Origin of the sequence: Gabonibacter chumensis, assembly GCF_024741215.1 — a bacterium.
Taxonomy (GTDB): Bacteria; Bacteroidota; Bacteroidia; order Bacteroidales; family Marinifilaceae; genus Gabonibacter; species Gabonibacter massiliensis.
In genome coordinates this window covers 343,126-355,438 of the sequence record NZ_JANSKB010000003.1, presented here as the reverse complement: position 1 = coordinate 355,438, position 12,313 = coordinate 343,126, and the positions used below count along the sequence as shown (strand labels likewise).

General features: G+C 40.4%; 7 protein-coding genes. All 7 read left to right on the top strand.

From position 1 onward, the window contains the following. Nucleotides 1–331 precede the first annotated feature (331 nt). The gene (locus NVS78_RS10970; protein ID WP_286359212.1) at nucleotides 332–964 is read left to right on the top strand and encodes a hypothetical protein; all 633 of its coding nucleotides are present in this window, start codon (nucleotides 332–334) and stop codon (nucleotides 962–964) included. A gap of 46 nt (nucleotides 965–1,010) precedes the next feature. Further along, entirely contained in the window at nucleotides 1,011–4,289 is a 3,279-nt protein-coding gene (locus tag NVS78_RS10965; protein WP_286359211.1) for a golvesin C-terminal-like domain-containing protein, read from the top strand. Nucleotides 4,290–4,399: 110 nt separating this feature from the next. Then, a complete protein-coding gene (locus NVS78_RS10960; protein ID WP_286359210.1) occupies nucleotides 4,400–4,825 on the top strand; it encodes a carboxypeptidase-like regulatory domain-containing protein in 426 nt (141 codons plus the stop codon). A gap of 435 nt (nucleotides 4,826–5,260) precedes the next feature. Further along, nucleotides 5,261–6,466 (top strand): FecR family protein, encoded by a 1,206-nt coding sequence (locus NVS78_RS10955; protein ID WP_286359209.1) that lies wholly within the window; start codon nucleotides 5,261–5,263, stop codon nucleotides 6,464–6,466. A gap of 87 nt (nucleotides 6,467–6,553) precedes the next feature. Next, nucleotides 6,554–9,946, top strand: coding sequence for a SusC/RagA family TonB-linked outer membrane protein (locus NVS78_RS10950; RefSeq protein WP_286359208.1), 3,393 nt, complete (start codon nucleotides 6,554–6,556; stop codon nucleotides 9,944–9,946). An 11-nt stretch (nucleotides 9,947–9,957) separates the two neighbouring features. Further along, the gene (locus NVS78_RS10945; protein ID WP_286359207.1) at nucleotides 9,958–11,442 is read left to right on the top strand and encodes a RagB/SusD family nutrient uptake outer membrane protein; all 1,485 of its coding nucleotides are present in this window, start codon (nucleotides 9,958–9,960) and stop codon (nucleotides 11,440–11,442) included. A gap of 24 nt (nucleotides 11,443–11,466) precedes the next feature. Then, complete coding sequence (locus tag NVS78_RS10940; protein ID WP_286359206.1) at nucleotides 11,467–12,309, top strand: DUF4843 domain-containing protein; 843 nt, start codon at nucleotides 11,467–11,469, stop codon at nucleotides 12,307–12,309. Nucleotides 12,310–12,313 lie beyond the last annotated feature (4 nt).

The following is a 12,313-nucleotide window of genomic DNA, read 5'->3' as shown; positions in this document are numbered from 1 at the left end:
AAAGCCATTTTACATTCGTCCAAAAATGATTTTAATGGCGTATTTTGCAAGAAAATAAGATTATTTGTGTTATCATCTGTTTTTAATGTTAAAATATATTTTATTGCAGAAAGATGTTTTGTTTCAGGTTTTTGTATGTCGAATCTTTTGTAATTGGGCCGTGAATCGTTTTTTTCTTCCTGATAGGCTTTATAGAAGAAATTTTCTGAAGTATTGCTTGGCAAGGATAGTCGATATAAATGTTAATTGTTTATAATTTTTATAGTTGTACTAATCCTTTCATACTTTTAGTGGTGTCTTCATTACATAATGCATATCAAATTGTTGACCGATGAATCGAAAAGTGCGTTCTGTTACCCGTTTTGGGGGTGTTATGCTGAGGCAAAGCTGGGGATTTAGTGTATTTGCCGTAATTTCAGTGTTACTGATCATTTTTTTGCAAAATCTTTTGCAAGGAGATATCGTAATGGGGGGACATCGTGTATCACTTCCCGCTTCGGCACCTTGGTTAAGTACTTGTTTCTTCGATATTACCCAATCTTTTATGTTTGTTTTGGTTATCGGGGAGGTTATGGCGAGAGACAAACATTCGGATACTTCTCGAGGAAACTTTGATATCCATCCGGATTATTTTCTACCTGCAGCAGGTGAAATTGTCGTGGATGACGAAGATACAGTTTTTTTAATGAGTGAGACTATTGGACATCGATGTCTTACTTTCATTGCAAGTGCGAAACAAAAGAAATATGGTATATTTGTGGATGCCAGGACGAATAAATGGATACCCATTATTGATGATAATTGCTACGGAGATTATATCGCGAGAGCCTATGTGAGGTTGCGGGAAAGAAAGGGAAGTACTGTTTCCTGGGTTGTTTCTATTCCAGAAGCCGGTCGGTGCGGACAATGGGTTTATATCCCGTGGGATGGGTTAAATCCGTCTAAGAATTTCGATGTGAATTGAATGTATAAAAAACTAACATACTAAAATAAGACTAATGAAATTTCAAATGATAAAAACAATCGCTTGTTACGAGGCTAAGTTATTGAGACGGAATTGGGGATTCCGGATATTTGTTGTGCTTGCCTTATTGGGAACATGGGGATTCCAATATATTGAACAAATTCAATTTTCATCTTGGTTTAAAATTGCAATGCCTGCCTCTTTGCCTTGGTTCAATACCTATGTTTATAATATCTTACAGTCATTGATGGTTCTATTTGTCGTGACGGATGTAATAAAAAGAGATCGTAAATGCGATTCAGGAATCGTGTTTACGTTGTATCCGGTTTCTAACAGCGAACTTATTTTGGGAAAGATGTGGGGTATCTCCCGCGTCTTTATCGGATTGAATTTTATTTCGCTATTATTAGCGGCTTCGATGAATGTTTTTTTCAGTTTGTCCCCCTTCGGTCTTTGGTTATACTTTTTTTATTTTTTGACCTTATCGTTTCCCTCTCTGATTTTTATGATCGGTTTTTCTTTTTTCATTTCTCGTTTGATAAGAGAACATATTTTTTCTTTGTTGCTATTGTTGTTGTTTTGGGGGGTAACCTATTGGTATTTGCCGGAAATTTGTGGAGGAGCTTTTGATTTTTTTGCAATTGGAATTCCCAATCTTTTTTCTGATATCACTGGACATCCGGAACTTTTTCTTTATTTAGTGCAACGCGTTTCATTCGTCGGAATTGGTTTGGGGATGCTGATGTTTTCTGTTCTATGGTTTAACCGGTTAACGGACGGGAAGGAGTTAAAGAGGCTGAGGATTCTGTCTTGCACGCTGTTGACTGTCGGAATTATTTGTATGTTGGGGTGTTGTTACTCTTTTCTGCATGATAAGAGCGTTAGAAAGAGGTATGCGGATACTTATGTAAAGTATGCGGATAAACTTGATTTGCGGGTGGAGAAATCCTCTATCGTTTACCGTCAGGAAGGGAATCGTATCTTTGTTTCCACTCAATTGCAAGTCAGAAATATCGGTGAAAGCCGAATGCCGGAACTTATTTTTTACCTGAATCCGGGATTGACGGTACGTCAATTATGGGACGAGGGAGAAAATTTGGTTTTTCACAGGGAAAATCAGGTTATTGTGGTGCAAAAAGAACTTCAGCCTGGAGAGAATATAACGGTGCGGATAGAGTATGACGGAAAAATTGACGAACGAATTTGTTATTTGGACATTCCGGATAAAGAATATGACGATACGCGTTGGCTTGATAGAAAATGGAGGTTCGGAAAGCGAAGTGCCTTTGTTGAGAATGGATATACCTTGTTACTTCCGGAGTGTTTGTGGTATCCGGTAGCTGTTCCTCCGGTAAACCTGAAGTCTCTATATGCCACGGAGAAGAATTTTACAACCTATGACCTGCGCGTGTTTAATCCGGATCGTCGAACGGTGATTTCTCAGGGAAAAGCAGAGGAGTTGGGAGATACCGTTAAATTTACTCCGGAAAATAAATTGATGGGAATCACGTTGACGATGGGCCCTTACGGGAAGAAATCCGTAAGGGTGGATGACGTGCTGTTAGAATGGTACTATTTTGAAGGGAGCGATCTTTTGATAAAGGAGATAGAGAATCTTTCGGATTTTCTAACGCCGTTTTTGCAAAAACACTTGAAAGGATATCCGTTTCAATATTTAAGAGTAGTTGAAACTCCCGTTACGTTGGCGTCTTACGTGAGAAATTGGAAGGGAGGGAGTGAAAATGCCCAACCGGAATTGCTATTTTATCCCGAACGGGGGAGTAAAATTTTAGCGATGTCGGATTATATTCAATTTCAAGATGGTGTTGCGATGAATTTCGTTGGCGGAAATGAGATGATGCAAGAACTTAATGTGGATTTTATGCGATTAAGTATGTTTTTAGAGTCGTCTTTTCTACGGGAACGGGCTGTACTGAGAGAACTTGATATGAATCGGCGCTTAAAATTATATTTGGGACAAGAAACAATAGGCGTTTTAAAATCCACGACTATTCCTAATGACTATTCTATTTTACCTTTGTTTTCTGATTATTTGGGATTTATGAGTTCTCCCGATTATCCGGTGATGGATCGTGTCATACAAACAATGTCAAAATTCCAGGAAGATAACGCTTCTTCGAGTATTATGAAAATGCCTCTTTTTTTAGGGATAGACGATTATCAACGGGCAATGGCTTACCTTACTTCGCGTAGTTTGGAAGATGCTTTGAATGATGAGACCCTACCTATAGGGGTTATGACGGAAATAATCAATATAAAGGCCAGGGATTTGAAAAATAGAATCTCTACCTATGTGCCTTATAGGGATCTGCATCAATTCTTAAATGATTTTAGAGGTTCTTATTTTTTTAGAGAGACTGATTTAAAACAATTCAAGCAAGCTTTTTCAGATCGGTTTCAGGTAGATATTTCACAATGGTTGCCCGAATGGTATAAAAGTCGGCAAGCAGCTGGTTTCGTAATAAAGGATATAGGGGTCGATAAGGTAGAGAACGGAGAGGTGAAGGGATATCGTGGGCGAGTACGAGTGTATAATCCTTCGGAAGTAGACGGCGTTTTCTCTGTTATGGTCCGGGGAGGATATATAAATCATTTTATGATTAACAGGGGAGAAGCAAAAGAGATTCGATTTTTTGCCGAGAAGATGCCGAGGTTGATCTATGTAAATACCAATTTATCGCAAAATATTCCTCAGACCATTCGTTGGGTTTTCAATCCCACGATAAAAACGGCTGTTGTTTCGGATACGTCACAAGGAATCTTTGATATCGATAAAAGATACTTTTTACCTGTTCCCGATGAAATTGTAGTGGATAACGAAGATCCCGGGTTTAACGTAAAGACAGCGGCTTCTAATCGATTTTTGGGAAATATGTCGAATAGGAAAGAATACCAGTTGCCGATGAATATTGTCTCTACGAGTTGGGCTCCCGGAATAGATGAAGGATGTTATGGGGATATTGTGCGTAGTGCTTATTTGAAATTGGGAGTAGGAGAGAACAATCATGCTGTATGGACAGCAGAAATTCAGCAAGAGGGTGTGTATGAGTTATGGATACATGTGCCAGCTCTTCCTGTTTTTATTTATAACGGCTCGTTGGACGGGGACTGTTTACAATATTATACGGTCCAAAATGGAGAAAAGAATGACGAGTTTAATATTAATGTAACGAAGGAACAAGGTTGGGTTTATGCCGGAGAGTATCGGCTTCCACAAGGAGAAAACCGTGTCGTATTGTTAGACCGGGCTCAGCAGCAGAGGCGTCTTGTGGCCGATGCCATCAAATGGAAATATGTTAAATAATAGCGTTTCCTGATTTATAAGTAATCTTTGAGGGGAAAGGGTATTTTTGATTGTGTTGATATTGAATACACAACTACAGTAATAATAAATGTTTTACTAAAATTAATGTTATGAAAACAAAATTTTTTTTTCAGAAGATGATAATGCTTCTTTTTGTTATTTGTTCTTTTCATATGGTGTCTTATGGACAATCTTCCAGAATAACGGGTGTTGTTACGGATATGGCGGGTGAACCGTTAATAGGAGTTAATGTGCAAATAAAGCGGACTAATATAGGTACGATTACGGATTTTGATGGCAACTTTACAATCGTTGGCGTTATGCCAGGGGATACGTTGGTATTTTCTTATATAGGGATGAAGAAAGTCGAAGTAGGAGTTAGAGGGCTTAGTGTGATTCATGTTGTTATGCGTGATGATTTTATGGTTTTGTCGACTGATACGCTTCAAAAAAGATTGCTGACTTTTTATAAAGATTGCGTCTTTTTTGATTATGACCGGTTTTTAAGGACGAGGATACAGCCTCAGGTGTGTTAATTTTTAGGTGAATGTGTTGGGTACAAAAAGAAGAATGGTTATACTGTAGTATTGTATTCTGTTGATATATATTGGTTTCGGGAGGTTGTCTTTAAATGAAAATTTTTGGACAACCTTCATTTTTCGGGTAGGATGAGTCTGATACGGTGTTTTTGTAATGGGATTGAAGATCGGATTATTCGTCCAGGTGGTTCCTGCGCAATTTATAACGGGGGACTGTGATTGATGCTGAATTCGATGAATCAATGATCGGGGTTTCCATCGGTTGTCGGGACGACGAAGGGGAGAGTAACGGAATTGGATGGTATTGATCCAATAGTCCGTTAATTATTAGATATATGGCGAAAAGATTATTTTTTTTATTATTTTTTTTCGTGTTTCATTCATCCCGTAATGTGCTTTGTGGTGTCTTAAGATAAAATTAGAAGATAGGTTATGGTAGTAGATAGAGCCCGGCTGTTGGCCGAAATTATTATACGGGTTAAATTGCGGAGAGCTTCTTTGGAGGAGAGGGAAGAGTTGGGAAAGTGGTTGGACGAAAGCGATGAGAATCGTCAATTGTATAAAAGTATTATTCGGGGAGAGAGTATCGCGAAGCGATTGAAGTTAGAGGATGAAATCAACCGGACGACGAATTTCGATGAGGTTCACGAAGAAATTTCCGGAAAACTTCTTGCCGGAAAAAGACAAAAGAGATATTTTGTAATAGGGGGAAGCGTTGTTGCGGCTTGTGTTGTCGTTGCGTGTATGCTGTTGATTTTTGGATTGGAAAAACAACAAAAGGAATTTTCTCCGGTTTTGGCCGGGCAAGAAAAGGTTGAAATCAGTCCAGCAAAAGGGAAGGTAATGTTAGTGCTGGAGAACGGGAAGCAGATTAATTTGAGTAATTCTTTACCGGATACTTTGCACCTCTCTTCTGTCGCTATGATCGGGGAAAAGGGCAAACTATCTTATAGAATGACGGTTGATTCTTTGCCTGTCGAGGAAGTTATACATAAGATTGTCACGACTGTTGGCGGAGATTATCAATTGGTGTTGAGTGATGGTACGAAAGTGTGGCTTAATGCAGAGTCTGAGATTCATTATCCGATTGAGTTTTTGGGGGATAAGAGAGAAGTGTTTTTGAAAGGGGAGGCTTATTTTGAGGTTGCACCTGATCCGAAAAAACCTTTTATTGTAAAAACGACTTCCATGCAGACAAGAGTGTTGGGTACTTCTTTTAATATTAATGCTTATGAAAACGAACCGAATGTTTATACCACTTTGTTGACGGGAAAGGTGGAGGTGATGTTGAACAAGAGGGGAAATACCTCTCCGGTTGTGTTAAAACCTGCCATGCAACTGAAATTAGATAAGGAGAGTGGAGATTTTTCCGTGGAAAAAGTACGGGTGGAAGAGATTACCGCTTGGCGTTATGGCGTATTCATGTTTGCTGAAGATGATATAGAGGTGGTTACTCGGATGCTGAGTCGCTGGTACGATGTGAAGTTTGTATTTGACGGTGAGCGGAAAGGTCCCCATACTTTTAGCGGACGAATGAGTAAAGATGACAAATTGAACGAAATATTGAAAATGCTTACCTTAACGGGAGGGCCGGAATTTAAGATCGAAGGAAATACAGTGCATATCATAGAAAAATAGAATACCGGAAATGCTTTGGCGAGCATTTCCGGCTTAAGAAACCTTGTCGATAGCAAGGTGTGTGTTTAATTAAAACGTAACAAAAGTATGAAAAAAAACTACAAACCAAAAAGGTTCTGTAGACTTTTGGTGACTTGTAGAGTATTGTTTTGCAGTATTTTGCTGTTAGGTATTACTGCAGCGATTACAAGTTCACCGGTCTACGGACAACAAAACTCCAAACGATTTTCTTTAAAGCTTACTCAAGTTAGTGTGTTGGATGCACTACGGGAAATTAATCGATTGAGTGATAATTCAGTTGTATTTAAGAAGGAGGAAGTGGAGAAGGAAACGGTAAAAGTAACAGTAGATTTAACTAATGTTACTACTCTTCAGGCTGTTCAAGCTTGTATCAAAAACACAAATTTGGAATGCAGAGAGTTGAACGGTAAGGTTGTTGTGGGACCTAAAAAAGCACCGGTTTCCATTATAATTACTGGTACGGTGAAAGATAAAGAAGGACAACCGTTACCGGGAGCGACGGTTGTTGTTGCGGGAGATTCTTTGCATTTGGGAACAAGTACGACGATTGACGGGACTTATACTTTAACCGTTCCGAGTGCTGTAAAATCTTTGATTTATTCATTTATCGGCTATAAGTCGCAAAGCGTAGTGATCGGTAACCGTACCGTGATTAACGTTGTACTGGAAGAAGATGTTAAAGAGGTAGAAGAGGTGGTTGTAACCGGTATGTTTACTCGTAAGGCAAATACTTATGCCGGGTCTGCCGTTACGCTAACGTCAAAAGACATCGTGCGTACCGGTAGTTCGAATCTGTTTCAAAGTTTGAAGAACCTGGACCCGGCTTTGTTTATTATGGATAACCTGGATATGGGATCGAATCCGAATAGTTTACCGCAAATGCAAATGCGTGGTGTATCCAGTTTTCCGATAGAAGAGACTGGAATTCAGCTTAAAGGTAACTACCAGAACAATCCCAATCAACCGTTATTTATATTGGACGGATTTAATACCACGGTAGAACGTGTAATGGATATGGACATGAACCGGATTGAGAGTGTTACTTTATTGAAGGATGCCGCGGCGAAAGCAATTTACGGTTCTAAAGCTGCTAATGGGGTAGTGGTTATAACGACTAAACGCGTAACGGGAACTCAGCAATTGGTAACCTATACGGGAAGTGTCGACATTGAGATGCCGGACTTGACCAGTTATAATTTATGTAATGCTGCGGAAAAATTAGAAGCCGAGAGGATAGACGGTATGTACGATTATAAAAATATGGACGAAGAGATCAGGTATTCTCAACTGTATGAGGAGAGAAAGCAACTCATTGCCGCCGGTTTGGATACTTATTGGCTCTCCAAACCTTTACGTACGGGCGTCGGACATAAACACAATCTTTCGGTCCAATTGGGAGACCAGAATCTGCAGGCATTGTTCAGTTTGACATACAATCAGGTGAAGGGAGTTATGAAAGGATCCGATCGTAGAAATATTATCGGAGAGATCGATCTTTCTTATCGCAAGGATAATTTGTTATTCAGAAATAATGCTTCCATAACGAGCAACAAGAGTAATGATTCTCCTTACGGGGCATTCAGTAAATATGCACAAATGAATCCTTACTGGAGAGCCAAGGATCCGGACACGGGAGAAGTGGCTCGTTGGGCTTATACCGGGCAAGGAGCTTCAGTTGCCAACCCTATGTACGATGCTGAAATCGGAACGCTTTACCAGCAATCGTATGTTGAGTTTGTCAATAATTTTGAAATCGAGTGGAGACCTATACAAGCTTTGATTTTAAGAGGTGGAATTACGTTAGGCCTGAAGAGAAATGACGGTGATGAATTTTTACCTGCGACTCACTCTTCATTTGCCGACATTAATAAGTACTCTTCTACCGAAGATCAATTGCGTAAAGGTTCTTACCGGATCGATGAGGGTAAAAGTAGTACCGTTTCTGCTAATATAAATGCGACTTATTCGGCGACATTTGCGGATCGTCATAATATCTTTTTGAACTTTAGAACGGAGATAGGAGAAGATAAAAGCCAGGCTTATGTATTTCAGGCAGAGGGATTCCCTAATAATCAGATTGCCGATATCACTTTCGCGCGTCAATATGCAAAAGATTCCCGTCCTTACGGTAGTTCTTCCTGGAATAGGAATTTAAGTTTCGTACTTGCCGGCGGATATAACTTCGATAATCGTTATTTATTGGACTTCAGTGCCAGAGAGGATGCTTCTTCTTTATACGGTAATGACAATCGCTGGGCTTTGGGTTGGTCTTTGGCTTTGGGTTGGAACCTGCATAACGAGAAATTTTTCAAAAACGATATTGTTCAACAATTTAAGCTACGGGCGTCTATCGGAGTAACCGGAAACCAGAATTTCTATAACAATGAAGCAGTCGCAACCTATGAGTATTATACGACGGATAATTATTTGGGAATGACGGGAGCCCAGGTTGCACGTATGGCTAATCCTCAGTTGAAGGGCGAACAGAAGAAAGACTATAACGTGGGATTTGATGCCATTATTTACAAGGCCAATATTCGTTTTGACTATTATTGGGCGGATACCAAGAATATGTTGACGGATGTCTCTGTCTCTACATCGACCGGTTTCTCTACCGTGAAAAATAATTTGGGTTTGGTCCGGAATCAGGGTATCGAGGCCTATTTGACTTATAGCGTGTTTCAGACTAATAAGGGTTTCTTGCAGTTGTTCGGTTCTTTGACGACCACAACGAACAAGATTATCCGCTTGTCGGAGAGTATGAAAACGTATAACGCGTTGCGGGATAAGATGGCGGCCGATAAGGGAAATAATAAACCGGTAACAAAATACGTGGACGGTGAATCCATGAACACGATATGGGCTGTTCGTTCTTTGGGTATCGATCCTCAGACGGGAAACGAGGTTTATGTGAAACGCAACGGGGAATTGACCTATACGTATGACGAGAACGATCAGGTACCGGCCGGAAACTCTTTGGAAAAATACAGGGGGACTTTCGGTTTTAATGCCGAATACAAAGGATTCGGGTTGAGTACGACTTTCCGCTATGCTACCGGCTACCAGAAATACAATTCGACCTTAGTAGAACGGGTAGAAAACGTGGATATGAACTATAACGTGGATAAGCGGGCTTTATACGGTCGCTGGAAAGAACCGGGACAGGTCGCGCAGTTCAAACGTTTGGGAACATTCCAATATGACGGCGATGCGCAGGCATATCAGGAAAAGACGCGTCCTACGACACGTTTTGTACAGGATGAAAGTTTACTTACCTGGGGAGCTTTGAATGTTTATTATGAATTCCAGCCTGATGTTCTTAAATCTCTTAGAATGAGTAGATTGAAAATTTCTTTTAACATGAATGATATTGCTACCTTCTCTTCTGTCAAGGTGGAGCGGGGATATAGTTATCCGTTTGCCAGAACCATGTCATTCTCTCTTATAGGATCATTTTAAATAAATAGGATATGAAACGAATAACACAATATATAACTTTGTTTATCCTCTTCTTTGCTGTTACGTCATGTAACGATTGGTTGGATGTAACGCCTGCATCGCAGGTTCCAGAAGAGGATCAGTTTAAAGATGAGCCCGGATTTCGGCAAGCGTTGATCGGTTGCTATATCGGAATGGCCAGTGAGACCTTGTACGGTAAAAACCTGAGTTGGTACGTGTTGGATGTACAGGACGGAAAATATGATTTGTATCCTTCGGCTCAGGTTTATCCGATGGCTGCTTATCAATATAAACATGTGAGAGCTACTCCTATCATCGATGCGGTTTGGTTGAACGCGTATAACATCATTGCTAATGCAAATAACGCCCTGAAATTTATTGAAAAGAGATCGAATGTTTTAGATCCGGTCTCTTATAAGGTGATAAAGGGAGAGTTATTGGCTATTCGGGCGATGTTACACTTTGACCTGATGCGTATTTACGGTTACGGAGATTTGGCCTCCCGTACGGATAAAGAGACAAAGCTCACCATTCCTTATGTGAAAGAGTACAAGAAAGAGACAACGGAGCAATTGTCTTATAAAGAGACCATAGATTTGATCGTGGCCGATTTAAAAGAGGCTTTGGATTTGTTGGAAGAGGAAGATCCGATCACGAAAAAGCATACGGATGACTATTATGATAATTTGAATGACGACGGATTTTATAGTGATCGTACTTATCGTTTGAATTATTTTGCCGTAAAAGCTTTGTTAGCCAGGGTATACATGTGGGAAGGTAGCGATGCCTCTTTGTTGTTGGCCCGGGAGGAAGCTAAAAAGGTGATTGAAGAGGGAGAAAAGGTCAATCTTTACACGTGGGTGACGAATGATAACATTTCCTCGAATTTGATTCTTTCTACGGAACATATTGCTTCCTTGAACGTGTTGACCCTGTCGGACAAGATTTCCGGGTATTTCAAATTGAATTTTACGGATACGGATTATGAGCAGATCAAATTGTCCGAAGAGGGAGTACAGGGTATTTTTGATGAAAGCGGAGCGGGTAGTAATGCCGATTTCCGGGGATCATCCAAAATGTTGTACCCTGCTTCCAATGGCTATTATGTGCCTTTGAAATTAGCTCAGGACCGGGCTATCAGCGGTACCGATTGTTTGAACAGAATCCCTCTGGTACGTATTTCGGAGATGTACCTGATCGTGGCGGAAACTTATTTGAAGGGAACGGATGTTAACACAACCGAAGCGGCCAAATATTTAACGACGTTGCGTGAGAATCGTTCTAATTTCATTGATATCTCAGGTTATACCCGGGATCAGTTGTTGACTTGTTTGACGAACGAATACAGGCGTGAGTTCCTGTGTGAAGGTGTGACCTTCCTTTATTACAAGCGTATCGGAGAAGTGAATATTCCGAATTTGTCTACTCCGATGAGTGATGAGACTTATGTATGGCCCTATCCGGAGGCAGAAAGTGGAATGGGTCTTGTTCAATAAGTTTAATAGCATAAATTCAAAGTTATGAATAAATTAAGATTTATATATACGATGTGTATATTCGTTTTGGGATGGCTTGTTGCAGGATGTTCCAAAGAGGAAATACCTACTTATAACGAGGAGTTTCCTTCGGTTACTTTTCCGTGGACGGGAATAGGAATAAAAACCTATCCGGGATATAACGCTACTACAAAGAAATTTGAGAAAGTGTACTCTTTCTGGTCGGACCCGAACGAGGAGAAAGTCATTGTCGATATTCCGTTGGAGGTGATAGGGGACGTACGGAGTTACGACCGGAAAGTGAATTGTGCGCTTGATCTGGACAGTTGTACGTTAATAGAGGGTTCTTATAAAATTTTGGAGGCGGTGGTTCCGGCAGGAGAGGCATTCGGTAAGATCTCGATCGAGGTTACCAAATTGCCGGTTTTGGAGACGGAAACTTGTGTTCTGGAACTGGTGTTGACAACTTCGGATGATTTTGCAAAAGGACCGAAAGAGTATATTCGGGCAAAGTTTATGTTTGATAACCAGTTGCCGATGCCGAGATCCGGAACGTTCTATTGCCGTACTTACAACTATTTGATTGCTGCAGGTCAGAGTATGAATTTAGCTAATTATAACTATTATAGTAAAAATGCTCATAAAGCGATATTGGAAGCTTTGGACTGGCCTTGGGAATCCGATAAATGGCCGGCATATAATAACCGTGATCCGCTCGGACTGACCTTCTACACTACCGCTCAAACCAACGCCTATTACGATTTGCTGAATGCCTATTTGGAGGCTTACGAGGAAGTAAACGGAGAGCCTTTGTTACATGACGGAGGATTGGCGAAAGGACAACCGGTTAAGGCAAGAAAGTTTTAATTTA

Bases quoted from the DNA above. Each gene is read 5' to 3' on its own strand.
- NVS78_RS10970 (WP_286359212.1), top strand. From the start codon at position 332: ATGAATCGAAAAGTGCGTTCTGTTACCCGTTTTGGGGGTGTTATGCTG.
- NVS78_RS10965 (WP_286359211.1), top strand. From the start codon at position 1,011: ATGATAAAAACAATCGCTTGTTACGAGGCTAAGTTATTGAGACGGAAT.
- NVS78_RS10960 (WP_286359210.1), top strand. From the start codon at position 4,400: ATGAAAACAAAATTTTTTTTTCAGAAGATGATAATGCTTCTTTTTGTT.
- NVS78_RS10955 (WP_286359209.1), top strand. From the start codon at position 5,261: ATGGTAGTAGATAGAGCCCGGCTGTTGGCCGAAATTATTATACGGGTT.
- NVS78_RS10950 (WP_286359208.1), top strand. From the start codon at position 6,554: ATGAAAAAAAACTACAAACCAAAAAGGTTCTGTAGACTTTTGGTGACT.
- NVS78_RS10945 (WP_286359207.1), top strand. From the start codon at position 9,958: ATGAAACGAATAACACAATATATAACTTTGTTTATCCTCTTCTTTGCT.
- NVS78_RS10940 (WP_286359206.1), top strand. From the start codon at position 11,467: ATGAATAAATTAAGATTTATATATACGATGTGTATATTCGTTTTGGGA.